Raw genomic sequence first — 18,783 nt, forward strand, 5'->3', positions numbered from 1 at the left:
GGAGCCGGGACGGCCGGAATGGCTGACGCCAAAACCTGGAAAGACCTCGCCCTGACCTTTGCCGGGAAACTGATCACCGCCGGCTGGTCCGCGGTGAAGGCCTGTGCCCTGGTGGGAGTTCACCGCACGGCCTGGTACCGGCGTCTGAGCCCGGCTACGCCGGCCGGGATCACCGTGCCCCATGCCGACCGGGACTACCCGAACCGGATCACCGACGCCGAAGGTGCGGCGTTCATGGAGCTGTTGAACTCCAAGGAATACGCCAACCTCTCCGTCACCCAGGCCTACTACCGGATGCTCGACGCGGGGCNCTACCCGAACCGGATCACCGACGCCGAAGGTGCGGCGTTCATGGAGCTGTTGAACTCCAAGGAATACGCCAACCTCTCCGTCACCCAGGCCTACTACCGGATGCTCGACGCGGGGCGCTGCTTCTTCTCCATCGCCGCCGCCCACCGCATCGTGGCCCGGAACGGGCAGAACGGCGACCGCCGCGAACAGCGCACGGGAACCGGCCCCAAACGAGCCAAACCCATCGTGCACGCGACCGCCCCGAACCAGCTNGCCCGGAACGGGCAGAACGGCGACCGCCGCGAACAGCGCACGGGAACCGGCCCCAAACGAGCCAAACCCATCGTGCACGCGACCGCCCCGAACCAGCTCTGGAGCTGGGACATCACAATGCTCCACGGACCGGGGAAGCACACCTACCGGCTCTACGCCATGATGGATGTGTTCTCCCGCAGGGTTGTCGGGCACCAGGTCGAGCGAGTGGAGACGGCATCCTTTGCCTCTGAACTCATCAAAGACGCGGTCGCCGGAAACAAGCAGTACCCTTCGGTGCTGCACGCCGATAACGGCGCACCGATGCGGGCCGGCACCACCGCTCAGCTTGCCCAGTCCCTCGGCATCACCCTGTCACACTCCCGGCCACGGGTCTCCGACGACAACCCGTACTCAGAAGCCCTGTTCAAGACCGTGAAATACGACCTGGACTTTCCCCGCCGATTCCGGGACCTGNACTCCCGGCCACGGGTCTCCGACGACAACCCGTACTCAGAAGCCCTGTTCAAGACCGTGAAATACGACCTGGACTTTCCCCGCCGATTCCGGGACCTGCAGCACGCCCGGGAACATATGGCGGCATTCTTCGCGGACTACAACGCCAACCACCGCCACAGCGGCCTGAACTACTACACGCCCGACACCGTCCACGAAGGACGAGCGGACCACGCACGTCGACGACGCCAAGCAACCCTCAACGCCTGCCACGCACGACATCCCCACCGGTACCGAAACAAACCCACCGCACCAGCCGCCCCGTCCCACGCCGGCATCAACTACAAAACCAACCCGCTGTCACAAACAGCTTGATATATACCGGGAAGTCCTCCTCGCTGACCAGGAAGGCGTAGTGCTGCGGGGAGATGGGCTGGTCCGCCGTGGCGAAATCGAGGGCCACTCCGTGGTCGAGGGGCACGGTCATGAAAGACCACAGGGCTTGGGGTTTCGGCAGTCCGAGCACGTTGGCCAGGAACTCCGCCGAACGGCGCTTGTCCGTTGCGTAGACGATGGTGTGGTTGAAAGTGACTGTCATGGTGACCTCCTCGGATGTTTTATCTGCGACCATCTACGTCCAGCGCTCTTCAGATTTCAAGAGCGCCCGCTACGTCCTTGGAACCTTCATGGGTCAGCGTCAGGGAATAAAAGCTATCAGGGGGGAACAAACTGTCCCCGGCGCCGGCGCGTCGGGATCGATCGCGATGACCTCGAGGTNGAACCTTCATGGGTCAGCGTCAGGGAATAAAAGCTATCAGGGGGGAACAAACTGTCCCCGGCGCCGGCGCGTCGGGATCGATCGCGATGACCTCGAGGTAGCAGTCGGGGAAGCGAATGACGGGTCCTAGCCGACTGCTGTGGAATGCTCTGCAAGATTTTCTTGGAGAACAGTGCTGCCGCCCCCCTTGGTTCCGGAGCGCTGAATACTGGAAGAAATACTTCGAACCGCGGCTCCACCTGGTGGCACGAGCCTAGCCGACGCTCCCGTGGCTGGAGAGCCTCCTTGGACGGCGAGCCCTCAGGCAAGCCCTCAACCAGAAGGACCAGATCGATGTACGGCTCCAAATCAAATCGCTGAAACATTCACCGGCCCCCGGAAAAGACAGCCTATTGGCCCGGCGCTTTGACGAGCTCAGGTCGCATATCGAGCTGGCCGACCAACTCCTGCGGGCGGCATCGACCCGACGGGACGACCCGGTTGCTGCCGTGGCGTACGCACGATTGTGCGAGCTGCAAGCGGACCTGGATCCGGGCAGGGCCGATGAATTGGGCCCGGAGGCGGACAAGCTCATCCTCCGGGCGGTAGCCCTGCTGGGAAGTTTCCCGCTCAAGCCCAGATACTCTCAAATCATCCAAGGGCGAGGAGCAACACTCTGCTGGGAACGTATCTACGGGGCGCCGTGGTTATGGCCCCGGGACGGAAAGCGGCGGGACCTGCTTAACTCCGCTATTCCTGCCGGGACGGATTGGCCTTCCATCTGAAGCACCGGCCCGACAAACCGGTCCACCATATCCTGCGGATCCAGCCAACAGATTCGGATCGCCGTACGCAGGTGCCGGTGAAAGATCTGGCACGGAAGAGTGGTTCCCACCCCGCCGCTGCGTCCGGTGGGGTATACCCAAACCTGACGTCAGGAAGAGGCCCCCTTCTGTCCGACTAAGGCGGTTTGCGCTGTTTGTTGACCCGTCCAGCCAGGGTCTTAGATTCCAGCCTGACACTCGTCGTTAGGAATGAAGCATGGCCGGGCAGTGCATCGGATAGATCAGGTCAGCAGCCTGGACCAGAACATTCAACGCCAACCGAGGGGTGTCCAACTGGACAGGATCAAACGTCCTGGTTGTCGCCCTGTGCGGCGGTGATGCGCATGGGGAGGCCTTCAAAATCCAGATCGACGCCAGTCCTTCCCGGCGGTGGAGACACAGTTCTACGGCGTGAACATCCGGGATGAAAGTTCCACTGCCACCGCCTATGAGCGAACCTTCGGGGTGACCTACCCCAGTTTCTATGACCGGAATGGCGGCGTGCTTTTGGCTATGGCTGGCTTTGATCCTCCGCAGGCCGTTCCCACAATGCTCGTGCTGGACAAGCAGGGCCGCGTCGCTGCCAGAGTCCTGAGGGTGGCCGACAAATCCACATTGAGGGCGCTCATTACGGCTGCCCTGATCAGCTGACCAGAAGCTCAGGTTGAAGTCTTACGAACCACACACAGTCCGGGCCGTTACTACTGGAAACCCTCGCAGCCGGCGCCGGGGAGTTCTAAGGTGAGGATATGGCCCCGACCCGCGGCACTGAGCGGACGTTGGGCGACGATCTGCGTGACCGGCGAGTCCTTGTTGTCGAGGATGACGCCATGGTTAGGGAAGTCGCCGCCGACTACCTGCGCTCCGCCGGCCTCATCGTTGACCAAGCCACGGACGGGTTCAGCGCGCTGAGCGCTGCGGAACGCACGAGGCCGGACCTGATCGTGTTGGACCGGATGCTCCCCGGGATTGACGGAGCTGAAGTCTGCCGAAGAATCAGGGACCGTGCCTCCACGCCGATCATCATGCTCACGGCGCTCGGCTCCACCGAGGAACGCATCGAAGGCCTCGAAGCAGGCGCCGACGACTATCTGGCTAAACCGTTTTCCCCTCGCGAGCTCGTCCTTAGGGTTCAGTCAATCCTGCGCCGCAGCATCACTGACACTACGCCCGAGGCCGCCTTCGACCTTGGTGGGTTCCGCGTGGATGCGTCCAACCGGCAAATTTTCAAGGACGGCCGGTTGCTGGGGCTTTCGGTGCGCGAATTCGATTTGCTTGCCTTCCTCCTCAAACACCCGAATCAGGTTTTCAGCCGGGCGCAGCTGCTGAGAGAGGTGTGGCAGTGGAGCTTCGGAGACCTGTCCACCGTCACCGTTCATGTCCGACGGGTCCGGGAAAAAATCGAAGACGAGCCGGCCAAGCCGGAGTTTCTAACCACCGAATGGGGCGTCGGATACCGGTTGAGCGTGCAGCGAAGCGGTAAATCGTGATTGCGTTCCCGGACTTCGTAACCATCCTCCTCACCGCCGTGGCGGCAGCAGTCGTCGTCGCGGCGGCCGCAGGGATTGCCCTGCGTTTCGCGCGGCACAGATCGATGCTGCTGCGGCTGCTCATCGTTGTCGGGGCCACTGTTGTTTCGATTGCCGGGGCTACCATCGCCATCGCTGCCCAGATGTATATTTCGGAACACGACCTTGTCGTCTTGTGTTGGGTGATCGGCGCGGCTGCCGTGGTCAGCCTGATCGTTGCCGCGGTGGTGGGTGTCGGGATCACGCGCAGCAGCATCCGTCTCCGGTCCACGGCCCGTGCGATCGGCGAGGGACAGATCGTCCTCCCGGAGGATTATGCGGGGCTTGAATTTGCTGCACTGGCCCAGGAGTTGGCGGAAACGTCGCAACGGCTCGCCCGCTCCCGCGAGGAGGTCACGACGCTGGACCAGTCACGCCGTCGTCTCGTCGCCGGGATCTCCCACGATCTGCGGACACCGCTCGCGGCGCTGCGCGCTATGGCAGAATCCCTCGAAGACGGCGTCGCCGAAGAACCGGCGCGTTACCACCGGCAGATACGGCTCCAGGCAGAAACGCTCGCGAGCATGGTCGATGACCTGTTCGAACTCTCCAAAATACAATCGGGCACTCTCTCGCTGACCATGGAACCCGTTTCGCTTTTCGATCTGGTCAGCGACACCGTGGCCGACCTGCATCCGGTGGCCGCCTCGCGATCAATCACGCTCACAGAATCCCGCACCGGAAACCTCACGCTTTTCGGGGACGCGCGCGAACTATCCCGGGCCATCGGGAACCTCCTCATGAACGCCATCGAGCATTCACCGGCGAACAGCGAGATCCTCATTTCAGCGCGGGAGACAGAGGACGAACACGTTGCGCTCAGCGTCGTGGATGCCGGCGGCGGGATCCCGGAGGAGGATTTGGGCAAGATATTCGACGCCGGCTGGCGGGGAACACCATCCAGGACCCGCTCGCCGACATTCGACATGTCCGCGGGCGCGGGCCTTGGGCTGGCCATTGTGGCCGGCATTGTCGAAGCTCACTCCGGTGGCGTGACTGTCCGTAACGTCCCGGGCGGATGCCGGTTCGACGTCACTCTCCCGCGGTACGGAGCCCGCGCGGCGTAGCGCGGCGACCGCGAGTTCCCCCCGCCGGTGGGCCACAGGTGACGGTTGCAGCATCGTTCTCTCGTTGGCCCCCAGCGTCGGCGGATGTCCGCGTACCGTAAGGATTTTCGGGCCAAATTTCCGGTCCGTCCCCCTAGCGTGGAGGGATGAGAGAAGAGCCCCTCGCCCGTGTTGATGTGGTTCTGCCGTGCCTTGACGAGCGCGGCGCGCTGCCGTGGGTGCTGTCGAGGATACCGGCAGGATACCGGCCCATCGTTGTGGATAACGGGTCCTGCGATGGTTCCGCGGAACTGGCTTTGGAACTTGGTGCTTTCGTCGTCCGGGAGGACCGGCACGGGTTCGGTGCTGCCGCCCATGCGGGGCTTCTGGCGGCGACGGCGGACTATGTCGCCTTCTGCGACTGTGACGGCTCTCTCGATCCGGCCATGCTGCCGGCCCTTTTGGCCCCGGTCATGGAGGGCACCGCGGACCTCGTGCTGTGCCGCCGTCGGCCCCAGCGGGGGTCCTGGCCGGTCCACGCCAGGGTTGCCAATGCCGTTCTGGCCTGGTGGCTGCGCCGGCTGACCGGTGAGTCCGTCTCCGACCTGGGGCCGATGCGCGCAGCGCGCCGGGCTGAGCTGGTGTCGCTGGGTCTTGAGGACCGCCGGAGTGGCTACGCCCTGGAAATGTTCGTCAAAGCCAGTCTGCGTGGTTGGCGGATCGCTGAAATCCCTGTCGCCTATGCCCCGCGAACGGGACGGTCGAAAGTCACCGGGACCCTCCGGGGAACGGTGACGGCGGTCTTGGACATGTATGTCCAGCTCATAGCGCTTTCCCGGGGGCTTCGATCCCGTCCGCTACTGAGTTCCCCGCAGTCCGGACCGGCCCGAGGGGGACGGGCAACGGGGAACTGAGGGAGGGAAGTCATGGACCTGACCGTGGCGGTCATCGCCAAAGAGTGCTTGCCGGGGCGAGTGAAGACCCGTATGGCGCCTCCGCTGACCCCGGCGGGGGCAGCGAAACTTGCACAGCTGAGCCTGACCAGAACGCTGGACACGGTGCGGCGTCTGCCTGCCAGTCACCGCCTCCTCGTCATGGAGGGAACACCGCGCAGCCAGGATGCCCGCGGGTTCTCGGTGACACGGCAGGCCGGGGGAACACTGGACGAACGGCTCGCCGTCATCTGCGACATTGCCGTCGGCCCCCTGCTGATCCTCGGTATGGACACGCCGCAGTTTTCCGACCTCCACCTTGCCGAGCTGCTCAGGGACTGGTCCATGCCGGCCCCCGAGCATGATGCCTGGCTGGGGCCCGCCGCAGACGGCGGTTTCTGGGCCCTTGCCCTCCTCCGGCCCCGGGGATCACTGATCCGCGGAGTACCGATGTCCACGCACCGGACCGCAGCGCGGCAACTTGCCCGGCTGTCCCGGTACCGGCTCTCCACGGGACTGCTGCCTGTCCTCAGGGACATGGACTACTTCACCGATGCCCTGGAAATCGCTGCCGGGATCCCGAACACGGACTTCGCCGTCGCCGTCGCAACCGCGTCCACACAGGTCGGGTCCGCCCGGCTGCAGACGCAGCCGTCCCCGGAGCCGCACCGCACTGGCGGCCACACGTGACACGCCTCATCAGCGCACCGGCACCTGTTGTGGTGGCACCGGCCACCGTCTTCGGGCAGGGTAGGGATGATCCCTATGCTCGGGCCCTGCGCCTCGGCGGCGGCACCCTCACGCTGCGGCCCCATGACGCCTCCCCGGACAGCGGCCGCCGTCCTGGCGAGGTGACGTTCAATGTCCTCGACTGGTGTTCGGAGGCCAGCGCGCTGGAGCTGAACCTGCTGCAAAGCCTTCAGGGTCCCGTTCTTGATATTGGCTGCGGACCGGGCCGGATGCTCTCCGCGGCCCGGTCCCTGGGCATGAGCGCACTGGGCATCGATACCAGCGCCGAGGCCGTTGGCCTGGCGTGCGGCCGAGGAACCCGCGCGCTGAAACAGTCCGTGTTTTCCCCGGTTCCGCAGGCCGGCAACTGGCGCTCCGCCCTGCTGCTGGACGGCAACATCGGGATCGGCGGGAACGTCGGACGCCTGCTGCGCCGGTGCCGGCAACTGATCGCACGCCGGGGAACGCTCCTGGTAGAGGTGGATCCCGATGACGACATCGACACCGCATACCAGGCAGTGCTGCAGGACCGTGACGGGAACCGCAGCGAGCCCTTCGCCTGGGCCAGGACGGGCCGGCAAGGGCTGGAGGCCCGGGCATCGGACGCCGGCTGGACCCCCGGCCCGGCTGAACGTATTCAGGGCCGGGTTTTTTGCCGGCTGTCACCCTTTTCGGACGGTGCACGACCGGCCCGTTCGATCGCGTAGATCGCCGCCGCTGCAGCCATGACCAGGACCGCCCAGAACCACAGCAGATTTGCGGCGTAGTCCCCTTCGAGGGCGCTGATGGTGCGGGCCTCCGATTGCGCCTTCAGCAGGATCCCGGTGATCAGGCTGACCACAGCACCGGTCATCAGGGCCCCGCGGAGTATGGCGGCTGAGGCTGGCTGCAGCCGCGATCCTGTGCGGGTCAGGCCCGCGCCGGCCAGCGTGGACAGCGGCACCACCACGCCGTCATGCAGCAGGACCGCGAGGGCCATCCAGGTCAGGAGCCCCACCAAGTGGGCGGCTCCCAACTGGGTGGGCAGCCCGAGGAGGCCGTAACTGATGAGCACGGCCCCGGTCACCCCGAGGACAGCGCGGGCGGCAGTGACCGGCTTGGTTGTAGTTGGCGTGTTCACAGGACCTCCACGGTCTGCAGCCATTTGGTTTGCAGGACACCGGGGCGCCCGCGGGCAATGATTCGGGCAGGGTAGCCGTGTTCGATGTCCAGGACGGAGCCGTTGAGTTCCAGTGCGACCAGGGTCCGTTCGTCCTCGACGTATTCGGGCGGCATGGACATGAGTCTGTATGGGCCTTCAGGTTCAAGGCTCGTCACCCGCAGGGCCGAACGCGGCGGCGCGCCCACAGCGCTGACGAGGTCACGGATGCGCACGCCGCGCCAGCGTGCCATCTGGCTCCATCCTTCGACGCAGGCGATGGGGAGCTCTTGGTCATACTGGGGGAGTGCCCGGAGGTCAGCGAGGCTGAACGTCTTGCGCGTCCCCCCATAAGTGACGGCGAGGGACCATTGGCCGGAGGTGGCCAGATCAGCGACCTTGGCGTCCGCGGAGGTCCGGTTCACAGGGACGGACTGCGGGCCCGTGCCCATCACACGGGGGGCGAAGAAGTTCAGTGGGCTGAGCCAGGAAAATGACTGCCCGGCCGTGGTGAGAACCACCGCCCCGGTGGTCACGCCGACACCGGCCAGGAAGGCGCGCCTGGACCAGCGGCCAGGAGCCGGGCCCAGGCCTTGGGCTCCGGCGGCGGACGGGGCGTCCGTCCTGCCCGGGCCGGGGCTGCCGCCGGTGCCCTTCAGTTCAGCCTTCAGTTCAGCCGCCCGGACGGCGCGCCCGTTCCAGTTGGCCATGATGGCTGGAAGTTTCACGGCGATGTGCAGGAGCAGCGACCCGAAGATGACCCAGGCCAGCCAATAATGGGTCTCCCGGAACGGGAAGGGCCAGGGGTACCACTTGTAGGTGTTGATCAGCCCGGTCGTCAGTTGCAGCAGTGAGGAGGCGATGAACAGCGCGATCGATGCGCGCTCCAGGCCGTGGGATAGGGATTTCACCGGCGGCCACCGGAGCAGCTCCGGGTACACGGACCAGAGCTTCGCGAGCAGGAGCGGGATCGAGGCGATGCCGGCACTCACGTGCAGTCCCTGGCTCAGCTGGTATATCCAGACGGGGCTGGTGGGGAAAAACATCCACGACGGCGGGTTTTGCAGCCCGTGGCTGAACAGACCGGTGAGGAAGCAGACGGTAAAGCTCAGCGCCAGCCACCGCCCCAGGACAACGGTAAGCCGGGTGCTCCGCGTCGGGGAGGCAAACCTGGCAGCCAGCGCCTCGGTAAGTTTTTGCGGGTCGGGCCTATGCATGTTTTAAGCACAGCACCGTCACCGGCGGAGTGGGCGGCCCGGATCTTACGAAATGCGGAACTCTGCGACTGGATGCGGATTCGGGAGACAGTCTGAGGCACGATCGAGACGTGAGCACGTACCTCCACGATCGGGACGTGAGTCCCCACCCTGCGGAGCCGGCCAAAGGCAGGCTCAGTGCCTATGCCGTGCCTGGGTTGCTGCTGGTCGTCTTGGCGGCGCTGATGTGGTGGTTGGTGCTGCCGGGGAACTCCTTCGCGTCGGCTCCGCTCGCCGGTTCCTGCCTGTCTTGGCTGATCCTGATCGCCGCCGTCCGGTCCCTGCGCCGCCTTCCGCGCCGCCGGATCGGTGCCGTCATCATGGCTGGCACCGTCCTGCTGGGGTTGGCTGCCGTCAGCGGCCCGCCGCGGACCAGCAATGATGCGGCAAGATACGCCTGGGACGGCATCGTTCAGGAGGCAGGGACATCCCCCTACGCCTACGTTCCCGTCGACGAAACCCTGGAAGCCTACCGGCCGGCGTGGCTGTTCCGGCCGGGACTGGCGGCGCCGGACGGCAACACGGTCTGTCCGGGGGATCTGTTCGGTACTGAGTCTGTCGCCGCCACCGGGTATCCCTCCGGCGCGCCGCTGTGCACGGCCATCAACCGGCCGCAGGTGCCGACAATTTACCCTCCCGGGGCCGAAATCTACTTCTTCACCGTGCGCGCAGCCGTCCCGGACAGCCTAGGGTACCTGCCGTTCCAGCTCGCCGGGCTGCTGATAGGCGCCGCCGTCACGCTGATGCTGCTCCCGATGCTGGCCAAGGCAGGCCGGCCGCTTCACCTGGCCGCGGCGTGGGCCTGGAGCCCCTTAGTGCAGCTGGAAGCCGTGAACAACGCCCACGTGGACGTGCTCGCCGGGGCGCTGCTTCTGGCCGCGGGATTGCTTCTGGCCAAAGATAGGCCTGCGTGCTCCGGCGCGGTCTTTGGAGCCGCTGTGGCGACGAAGCTCATCCCGATGATTGCCGCTCCCGCGCTGCTGTTCCGGCGCCCGGCAGCCTTCATTGCCTCCGCCGCTGCCTCCTTCGCCTGCCTGTATGTGCCGTATGTGCTGGCAGCCGGCGCGGGCGTCCTCGGCTTCCTGCCCGGGTACCTGAAGGAGGAAGGCTACGGCCAGGCCGGCGGGGCCAGGTTCGGCCTGGCCCAGCTCGTCTCGGCAGGCGTGTGGCCCATGGTCCTGAGCGGCGCGGCCCTGGCCGCCACCGCCGTCCTTGTCTGGCGCACCACGGACCCCTCGAACATGTGGCACCGTCAGGCCACCATGATGGGGCTGACGCTGTTGATTGTCAGCCCCAGCTACCCGTGGTACGCGCTGATGCTGCTGCCGCTCATCGTCCTGAGCGGGCGCTGGGAGTATGTCGCGGTGATCCTCGCCCTGGACGTCCTGTACATGGTTCCAGCCGTCCCCCCATACAGTGAGACGATCAGCCGGACGGTGCTGCTTGCCGCGGCGCTGGCCGTCGGGGCCGCGGCGTGGCGGCGACGCTGCCGCCGCTACCGGGACGGCGGAGTGTCATGACAGCGGACCGGTGGCATCATGGCCACATGGAACAGCGGGGACGTGACGCTCCCAGGGCGCGGATCGGTATCATCGGAGGTTCGGGAACCTACTCGTTGCCCGGCGTCGCGCCGCCGTCGGAGCTGACAATCCAGACCCCCTACGGTACGCCGTCGGGCCCCCTCACCCTCGCGCAGGTTGCCGGGCGCACCGTGGTGTTTGTGCCCCGGCACGGCGCCGGGCATTCGCTGCCGCCCCAAAAGATCAACTACCGGGCCAATCTGTGGGCGCTCAAGAGCCTTGGCGTCGAGGCAGTGATTTCCTCCTCCGCAGTCGGCGGGCTGCGGGCCGGGTACGGGCCGGGGAGCTTTGTCGTGCCGGACCAACTCATTGACAGGACCTGGGGCCGGAACGACACATACTTCGACGGCATGACCCCGACGGGCGCCGAACCGCCCGGCGTGCAGCATCTACCGGCGGCAGAGCCCTACTGTCCAAGGCTGCGTGCCCGGCTGGCCACCGCACTCTCCGAACTGGAACTGCCGCACGCACCGGCCGGCACCGTGGTCGTGATCAACGGTCCGCGATTCTCCACGCGGGCCGAGTCCGCCTGGTTCGCGGCGGCCGGTGCGGACATCATCAGCATGACCCAGTACCCGGAACCGGTCCTGGCCGCCGAACTGAACATGGGTTTCGCCAATCTGGCCTACGTCACCGATTCGGACACCGGCCACGACGGCTCGGAACCGGTGACCGCGGAGGCCGTCTTCGCCCGACTCAAAAACGCACAGCCGGACATCCTGGCGGTTCTCGAAGCAACAGTCGCCGCGGTCGGCGACGACTACGCACCGACCCTGCTCATGGACCCTCTCTCGGTGAACAGGGTCATGGCCCTTCCCCCTCAACTGCCCGCAGCGGGTCGGCCATGAGGATCCTGATCACCGGAGGTGCCGGCTTCATCGGTTCCCACATCGTCGAAGCCGCACTTCAGAAGGGCTGGCACGTGCGCGTCCTGGACTCCCTGGATCCCGCCATTCACCCGGTCCGGCCACGGCTGGACCCCCGGGTGGAGATGCTCACCGGCGACGTCGCTGATCCGGCCATCGTGCTCCGCGCCCTGGAAGGGATCGACCTCGTCTGCCACCAAAGCGCCAAGGTCGGGCTGGGGGTCAGTTTTGCCGACGCACCGGACTACGTCCGCAACAACGACTACGCCACCGCGGTCCTGCTCGCCGCCATGGACTCCCGTCGGATCCGCCGCCTCGTACTGGCGTCCTCGATGGTGGTTTACGGCGAAGGCGCCTACACAGACCCGGACTCCGGGCTGCCGGTCCGTCCGGGACCGCGGACCGAACAGGACCTCCGCAACGGCATCTTCGACCCCCGCAGCCCCGACACCGGAACAATCCTTGAACCTGCACTAATCACAGAGGACGCCCGGCCGGACCCCCGCAACGTGTATGCCGCTTCCAAGCTCAGCCAGGAACACCTTGCCTCCGTCTGGGCACGGGCATCCGGCGGATGGGCGATCGCGCTCAGATACCACAACGTCTACGGACCCCGGATGCCCCGCGACACCCCCTACGCCGGGGTCGTTTCCCTCTTCCGGTCCGCCCTGGCCCGCGGCGAAGCCCCCAGGGTCTTCGAAGACGGCGCACAGCGGCGCAGCTTCATCCACGTCAGGGACGTCGCCGCCGCCAACATTCTGGCCATAGAATCCCTCGTGACGGAACCCGGGCCCACCCTGGGCCAACACTTCCGTACGTACAACGTCGGCGCCGACGATGTGCACACCGTCGGTCACGTGGCAGCCTCGCTCAGCGCCTTGAACGGTGGCCCCGCGCCGGTGATCACCGGCCAATACAGGCTCGGCGACGTGCGGCACATCACTGCCACATCCGACCGCATCAAAAAGGAGCTGGGCTGGACCCCCGCCATCAGCTTCAACGCCGGAATGCGGGAATTCGCCACAGCACCCCTGCGCGCAGAGCCAGGCCGGGAGTCCACGGATCAGCTGGGGCGCATCGATGGCCAGTGAACCGATTACGGCGTTTGAGGAGGCTTTTTCCGAGGTCCTGTCGCCGGTGAACCAGGGCGGCGGAAAGGCGGCATCCTTGGATGAGTCCTCGTCCGTGTCGTCGACCACGCCGCCGGCTTCATGCTTCTGACCGGATGGTCGCAGCTACGATCGGTCCATGACATTGCCAGCCCCGGTGATGCCGGTACCGGGGAGTACGGCGGCGGCCAGGGCCAGGCGGCGGCGGGCTTCCCCGGCGCTGATCCGCAGCCTGACGCGCAGGAACTCGGCGCTGTTCCGGCACCCGTCTTCCACCGGCCCCAGAACCGGCACCGCCCCCTGAACCGTCGCCGGCGCCGTGGTGTTGGCGGCATCCAGGGCTGCGGAAGCCGCAGGTGGTGCCCCGGAACGGAACCCGCCCCGGAGTCGGTCCCGGTTGCCGAGGCATCGTCGCCGGGCAGGGGAGTGGCTTCGATGCCCCAGCCGGTGGTCCAGCCGGCGGCCTTGCTGGCTGGTCCGGCCGCGTTGATTGCCGCGGCGCGGGTCCTGTCCACAGCATCCGCGGCGAGCAGCTGCAGGTAGTCGACCCGGCGGGAGAGCTCCTCCACGAGGTCCGCGAAATCTGCAGCATCACCGAATCCGGCCAACGCCAGCTCATCAGGCATGCCCTCAACCGCGGCTTCAGCCAGAGCCAGGCACTGCAGCAGGTCCTCAGCCGCCCCGCCCTTGAAGGCAGTATGCCCGTCGCTGACAGGCCTGCGGATGGCAGAAAAGCCGGCGGCAGCACCGCCGTCGGACTTTGTGCTGCCGAAAGCAGCCGCAGCGTGCATGCTGGCTCGGCTCAAACCGGAGCTTGTTCCTGGGGTGACAAACCCGCCGGCGGCAGCACCGGCGTCGCAACTTATGCTGCCGAAGGCGGCTGAGGCTCCCGAGGCTCCAGGCGAACCGGAAGTAACCCCGCCGCCGTCGGACGCAGGGTGATCTGCAGGCGTGGAAATGGGAACGCTACGGAGCCCGCGGCACCGCAGCAGGGCAGCGGCAACGGGCCATAAAAATTCCATTCACCGCCCCAGACGTTTGGTGGTCGTTCAGTTGCAACATGCCCGCGAGGATGTTGCCTGCCCACACTGTGGTAACTACGCCTATGAGGACGGTGGCCGCACGGTCGCTTAGCACGGTCCCTCGATGCGCATGCGGTCTCCCAACTTTGATGGTGCCCCTGGGTCTGGGAGGGCTTGGCGGTGGCTTTTACTACGGTGCGGAACGCGTACCTGCGTCCGTGCTCGACCCGGACGTTGGAACGAAGTTCCAGTCGAAAGACCCGTTGTCTCGGAGTGTCATCCGAAGGAACCCGTGAGTGTCGCTGAACCGCTTCACGATGTACGACGGACTGCTAGTGAAGGAGCGGAGACCGATACCTCCCGTGGAAACCTGGAACGCTGTCATCCCGTCACCGACGCACTGGTCAGCGTTGTTCACCGGACATGACCGTTCGTAGTTGTGTTGTGACCCTGACAGGGTCAGACGGACCCGGTGCTTCCACATCACGTCGATCCACGGCTTCTGGTCAGCGGCCCGCCCATGTTCGTTCGTGTTCGACGTGAAGTACGGGTCGTGGTACACGACTGCCAGGTGCTTACCCGCCGCCTCAGCAGCAGCGAGGTCGTTGTCCAGCCAGGTCGTCAACGCCCGAGCCTGCGTGGTGTCGTACCGCCAGTGCGCTGACGACAGGAACGCGAAGTGCCAGTTCCCGAAGTCCTTCGAGTACGGTTCCCCGTTCCCGATGAACCCACGCTGCTGGTTGATCGCAGCCTTCGCCGGAGACCCCGGGCATTGGCCATTCATGAACTTGTCGAGGTCTTCGTTGCGGCCGGGTTTCCAGTCGTGGTTGCCGGCGGACACCCAGTACAACTTGGGCTTCGTGCCACCCCACAGCCGCGTCCAGTAGTTCACGTAGTCAGCGCAGTACGCGGTGTCGTACTGGAAGTCCCCGAGCCCTAGGAACGCGTCAATCTCGTTGTTCTGCACGAGCCGGGTGATCGCCGCACCGTTCCAACCGGACGGGCTATCAGGCGCAGAGTTTTTGACGCCATTCATGTCACCGACAGCAGCGATCCGAACATCACCCGCAGGGGACGCGGACTCGCTAGGCGGCTCCGGAGCGCTGGTGCAACCCGCGACAGAGACCGCCAGAAGGGCTGCGGCGGCTGTGGCCACACTCCGGAAGGATCTGAGACGAGGAAGTGCTGACTGCATCCGATAACCCTTCGAGAAGCCGGACCGCAGGTCGGCTCCCGAGAGACAGCCAGGCGCACCGGCACCTTTGATATTCCTAAGGCCTGGACTGGCTGTCAAGGGCGCGGCACGGCCCCAGCCGCCGCCGGGGCTGCAACTGGGGCCCGTGCTGCTTACGTGTGCCTCGGGCTGGACCGGGTCAGCCGCCCCACATGGCCTGGTTCAGGGGAGTCACCGTCATGCTTTCGAGCCGGGCGGTTCCTCCTTCGGAGAAGACGGAGACGTTGTTCGCGCCAGCAGCTGGAAAGACCTGGTCCGTGATGGTCGTCAGGCCGTCCTGGGCGAAGAGCTCCACGGATGCACGGTCCACATACAGGCGCAGGCGGAGCCGGCCATTGATCAGCTCGACCCGCGCGTCCTCTACCGAACTGAAGGCTGGGTGGAAGCCCTCGTTGCCGGAGTTGGTCCTGTCGATGGAGAGCCGCTGCGTGGCCGTGGCGTAGCAGATCCGAGATGATTCGCTGGCGTTTCCGAGCACTTTCAGGCCAAATGACGACGCCGTGCCGGGGGAGAACTCGGTCGATCTGCACCACGTCCCCTGTGACCGGGAGTGTGGTGGTTCCCGGCGCGATGTCCTGGGCCGGCGCAGGGTACGTCGCGGCTGTGTTCTTCAGCGTGTCCGCTTGGGACACCACCTGCTGCCGCAGCCGTGGGCCGGCGGGTGTCTGGGTTAGGACGACTTCACGCGGCAGGGCCATGGTTCCGCGCCAGGTGGTGGTGGGGGTGTTCTGGCCGTAGTCCCAGTTGTTCATCCAGCCCAGCATGATGCGCTTGCCGTCGGGGGCATTGTTGAAGGACACCGTGGCGTAGTAGTCCCTGCCCCAGTCCAGCCAGTCGTGCGGCTCAAGGCGGGATGTGTCCGAGGAGACAAACTCATCCGCAAGGATGTGCCCCCATCCGCCGCGGTTGTTGTCCACGATCTTGATGGTGGCCTGGCTGCCCTTGTAGGGGCTGACGTCCCAGGCGGTCCATGCCAAGTGTTTGGAATTGGTGCCGGTTGTGGTGCGGACAGGTACGCCGCCCACCAGCAGTTCGACCTGAAGTTGCCCGTCGGTCCGGTTGCCGCCGCCAAGTAGGAAGCCGATGTTGGCGTTGGTCAGGTAGAACTCAGGGGACGTGATGGTGCCGACGTTGTCATCGTGGTGGGGTCCGCCTTCGAAGGTGTTGATCCTTTTCCCGATGGCGAATTCACCGCCCGAGGTCGAGGGGTTGAGGGCGGCCTGGAAGTCGCCGGTGAGCTGCCAGCCGGCTTGGGTGAGCGTTCCGGGGTAGTCGAAGCCGTCGAACAGCAGATAGCCCGGAGGGGCCTGGTTTCCCGACTGCTGGCCGGGTTCCTGCGGGTGCTTCCCGCCGCCGACCAGGAAGTTGAGGTAGTCCTTGTCCACGGTGAAAGGTGCCGATTCCATGGTCCCCACGGGAGCGTCTCCGCCATGGAAGCCGTTCACCAGCCCGGCCCCGATTTCGCCCGCGACCGGATTCTGACCCGCAAGGCTTCCGGCGGCAGGGCCGCTTCCCCAAGGGCCGGAACTGTTCGACGGATCGTTCCGGACGTTCCATCCGCTGTAATTGCCGCCGTTGAAACCGGCGAGGACATTGCCCGGCGGGAGTTGGTCCGCGGGGTCGGTGGTCTCGGACGTAAACGTTGTGCCGTTGAAGGTTCCGACGAAGTACTGTCCGCCGCTTCCTCCTGCCACGGCGCCGGGGTTGATGTTGACCGAAAGGACCCATTTTATGTTGTTCGGGTCCCCGTCCACGGCGAGGGGGAAGAGGTCCGGGCATTCCCATTGACCGCCGAAGGCAATAGCCGGACCGAAGTCGGACAGGTAGTTCCAGTCCTTCAGGTTGCTGCTCTTGTAGAAGAGGACCCGGTGCTCGTCGGCTTCCACGGCGGCCATCACCCAATAGTCCGCTCCGGACGGGTTGTCGTACCAGAAGACCTTGGGGTCGCGGAAGCTGGAGGTGTTCCGGTTGAGGACGGGGTTTTTGTCGTACTTGGTCCAGCTTTGCCCGTCGTCGAGGCTGTATGCCAGCGATTGTGCCTGCTTGCCGGCGAGGGTCGGGTGGGCTCCTGTGTAATTGCTCGTATACACGGCAACCAGGGGCGGGTTCTGCAGGGTCCCGAACCCGCTGCTGTTCAGGGTGTCCACCACCACGGATCCGGAGAAGATTTCTTCGACGACCTCGTTGTTTCCGTTGATTCCTCGCGGGACGGCGAGCGGTTGTTCGTCCCAGTGGATCAGGTCGGTCGAGGAGGCGTGGCCCCAACTCATGTTCCCCCACCCTGTTCCGTCGGGGTTGTACCGGTAGTACATGTGGTACTTGCCGTTGAGGTAGACGAGCCCGTGCTTTGGTGCGTCTGGTCATCTTTGACAGACCTTTCAGGAGAGCTTGCCTTGGAGTGCATCGAAGGTGCGGTACAGCGAACGACGACGGCGGACAGCACCCTGGGGCGGCGTCCGCCGTCGTCGTTGTTCTTGCCGCGAGGCGGCCGGTGTTATGGCGTCGCGGTTACGGTGTTGCCCTGAAGGCGTTGCTGCTCTGGAACGGCTGGAACTGGGCCAGGGATCCGCTGTCCAGGACCTTGGTGCCGGTCGTCGACGAGTCAAGGGTGACTGTTTTGACGGCAATGGAGGAAACGGTGTTGTTGGTGGCGATGTAGTTGTTGTTTCCGGACGCCACCAGGATGATGGTGGGCGTCTGGCCCGACGGCGTTACGGAGCCGGACGGGACGTCGTAGCTGAAGTGGTTTCCGATCACGGAGTTGTTGCCACCCTCGAGGTGCACCAGGCCGAAGAGGTCGTCCAGCCCGTTGTTGTACTGCAGCAGGGGCGGGAACTTCTCGGTCTCGCGGAAGAAGTGGTTGGCCCCGACCAGGTTTTCGGTGCAGACGCCCTCGAAGTACACCATGCCCGGGTAGTAGCCGTGCAGGCGGTTGGCGCTGATCGAGGACCGGGTGCAGTTCTTGAAGTGCACCATGCTCTTGCCGCGGGGGAAGATGTTGTTCCCGGTGACAAGGAGCCCCCAGTGGTTTTCCGCATAGATCGAGAAGCCCACGTAGCCGGCGCCGATCAGGTTGTCCGTGACCTTGGTTGCCTGGCCGGAACCGACCAGTTTCACGCAGGTGCCGTTTTCCGCCAGGAAGTTTCCGCTGACGCTCAAGGCATCGGCGTCGCGGACAATCAGGCCGTGCTGCAGGTAGACCATGCCCATGCGTTCGACCCGGCAGGAATCGTTGGCGGAGTCGATCAGGATGCCGGTCTTGCCGTTGACGTAGGAGTTCTCGTTGCTCCCGAAGGAGACGCCGTCAAGGCAGAAGTTCTCGAACACGATGGAGCTCAGCCGGGGGTCGCCTGTGCGGTACACGCGGAACGCCTCGGTGTTTCCGTCGGTGTTTTCCACCCGGACGCGGCTGGCGCCTGGATTGATCTCGTGCCAGCCGGAGGTGCTGCTGTTGTAGCGAATGCTGAGAGAGGTGAAGCCGTGGCCGGAACCGCGGATGGTCAGGAAGCTGATGTCCACGTTGACGCGGGTCTTCAGGGAGTAGTCTCCCGGCGGGATGTAGATGACGGCGCCGGGCTTGGATACCTGGTTGGTCTGCTGGGACTTCACATCGGCGATGATGCTGTTGATGATGAGCCCGATGTCGTTGTGCGGGGTGGCCGTGGGATTCCCTGGCACGCTCCAGGTGGTGACGTCGTAGACGGTGGTCAAAGCTGGTTCTCC

General features: G+C 65.4%; 15 protein-coding genes and 2 pseudogenes. 10 read left to right on the forward strand and 7 right to left on the reverse strand.

Translation table 11 applies throughout. The annotated features are described in order from the left end of the window. Positions 1-1,336: 1,336 nt before the first annotated feature. Positions 1,337-1,597 (reverse strand): hypothetical protein, encoded by a 261-nt coding sequence (locus tag ASG92_RS20520; protein ID WP_200952037.1) that lies wholly within the window; start codon positions 1,595-1,597, stop codon positions 1,337-1,339. A 1,382-nt stretch (positions 1,598-2,979) separates the two neighbouring features. Here ASG92_RS20520 and ASG92_RS20530 point away from each other — a divergent pair. From ASG92_RS20530 to ASG92_RS20555, 6 genes and pseudogenes are all read left to right on the forward strand, one after another. Next, positions 2,980-3,231: pseudogene (locus ASG92_RS20530) on the forward strand (TlpA family protein disulfide reductase); the annotation flags it as partial. Positions 3,232-3,329: 98 nt separating this feature from the next. After that, the gene (locus ASG92_RS20535) at positions 3,330-4,070 is read left to right on the forward strand and encodes a response regulator transcription factor (RefSeq protein ID WP_056632681.1); all 741 of its coding nucleotides are present in this window, start codon (positions 3,330-3,332) and stop codon (positions 4,068-4,070) included. Beyond that, positions 4,067-5,215 (forward strand): HAMP domain-containing sensor histidine kinase, encoded by a 1,149-nt coding sequence (locus ASG92_RS20540; protein WP_056632684.1) that lies wholly within the window; start codon positions 4,067-4,069, stop codon positions 5,213-5,215. Before ASG92_RS20535 ends, ASG92_RS20540 begins: the two co-directional genes overlap by 4 nt. Positions 5,216-5,361: 146 nt before the next feature. Further along, positions 5,362-6,108: a glycosyltransferase family 2 protein gene (locus ASG92_RS20545; protein ID WP_082579638.1), complete on the forward strand. Its 747-nt coding sequence runs from the start codon at positions 5,362-5,364 to the stop codon at positions 6,106-6,108. Between the two features lie 12 nt (positions 6,109-6,120). Further along, positions 6,121-6,816 carry a DUF2064 domain-containing protein gene (locus ASG92_RS20550; protein WP_056632687.1) on the forward strand — a complete coding sequence of 232 codons (696 nt, stop codon included), beginning with the start codon at positions 6,121-6,123 and terminating at the stop codon, positions 6,814-6,816. Further along, positions 6,813-7,562, forward strand: coding sequence for a class I SAM-dependent methyltransferase (locus ASG92_RS20555; protein WP_056632690.1), 750 nt, complete (start codon positions 6,813-6,815; stop codon positions 7,560-7,562). The genes ASG92_RS20550 and ASG92_RS20555 overlap by 4 nt, the downstream gene beginning before the upstream one ends. Here ASG92_RS20555 and ASG92_RS20560 read toward each other — a convergent pair. Together ASG92_RS20560 and ASG92_RS20565 are read right to left on the reverse strand one after the other, a co-directional pair. Then, entirely contained in the window at positions 7,493-7,975 is a 483-nt protein-coding gene (locus tag ASG92_RS20560) for a hypothetical protein (protein WP_056632693.1), read from the reverse strand. The two genes, ASG92_RS20555 and ASG92_RS20560, sit on opposite strands and share 70 nt — an antisense overlap. Next, entirely contained in the window at positions 7,972-9,210 is a 1,239-nt protein-coding gene (locus ASG92_RS20565) for a molybdopterin-dependent oxidoreductase (RefSeq protein WP_056632697.1), read from the reverse strand. Before ASG92_RS20565 ends, ASG92_RS20560 begins: the two co-directional genes overlap by 4 nt. 110 nt (positions 9,211-9,320) lie before the next feature. Here ASG92_RS20565 and ASG92_RS20570 point away from each other — a divergent pair, with 110 nt between their 5' ends. From ASG92_RS20570 to ASG92_RS28570, 4 genes are all read left to right on the forward strand, one after another. Then, complete coding sequence (locus ASG92_RS20570; protein ID WP_157372328.1) at positions 9,321-10,769, forward strand: glycosyltransferase family 87 protein; 1,449 nt, start codon at positions 9,321-9,323, stop codon at positions 10,767-10,769. A 26-nt stretch (positions 10,770-10,795) separates the two neighbouring features. Further along, the gene (gene mtnP / locus ASG92_RS20575) at positions 10,796-11,677 is read left to right on the forward strand and encodes an S-methyl-5'-thioadenosine phosphorylase (RefSeq protein WP_056632703.1); all 882 of its coding nucleotides are present in this window, start codon (positions 10,796-10,798) and stop codon (positions 11,675-11,677) included. After that, positions 11,674-12,786 (forward strand): NAD-dependent epimerase/dehydratase family protein, encoded by a 1,113-nt coding sequence (locus ASG92_RS20580; protein WP_056632706.1) that lies wholly within the window; start codon positions 11,674-11,676, stop codon positions 12,784-12,786. Before mtnP ends, ASG92_RS20580 begins: the two co-directional genes overlap by 4 nt. A 120-nt stretch (positions 12,787-12,906) precedes the next feature. After that, entirely contained in the window at positions 12,907-13,347 is a 441-nt protein-coding gene (locus tag ASG92_RS28570; protein ID WP_157372330.1) for a hypothetical protein, read from the forward strand. Between the two features lie 669 nt (positions 13,348-14,016). Here the strand turns inward: ASG92_RS28570 and ASG92_RS20590 are convergent. From ASG92_RS20590 to ASG92_RS20600, 4 genes and pseudogenes are all read right to left on the reverse strand, one after another. After that, positions 14,017-14,862, reverse strand: coding sequence for a metallophosphoesterase (locus ASG92_RS20590; RefSeq protein ID WP_240987228.1), 846 nt, complete (start codon positions 14,860-14,862; stop codon positions 14,017-14,019). Positions 14,863-15,199: 337 nt separating this feature from the next. Continuing rightward, positions 15,200-15,649 (reverse strand): GH32 C-terminal domain-containing protein, encoded by a 450-nt coding sequence (locus ASG92_RS30470; protein ID WP_346763003.1) that lies wholly within the window; start codon positions 15,647-15,649, stop codon positions 15,200-15,202. Positions 15,650-15,785: 136 nt separating this feature from the next. Continuing rightward, positions 15,786-17,372 (reverse strand): annotated as a pseudogene (locus ASG92_RS20595) (glycosyl hydrolase family 32); the annotation flags it as partial. 196 nt (positions 17,373-17,568) lie between these two features. Then, entirely contained in the window at positions 17,569-18,771 is a 1,203-nt protein-coding gene (locus ASG92_RS20600; protein ID WP_056632715.1) for a NosD domain-containing protein, read from the reverse strand. Positions 18,772-18,783: the final 12 nt, after the last annotated feature.

Origin of the sequence: Arthrobacter sp. Soil736, from assembly GCF_001428005.1 — a bacterium.
In the GTDB taxonomy this organism is placed as follows: domain Bacteria; phylum Actinomycetota; class Actinomycetes; order Actinomycetales; family Micrococcaceae; genus Arthrobacter.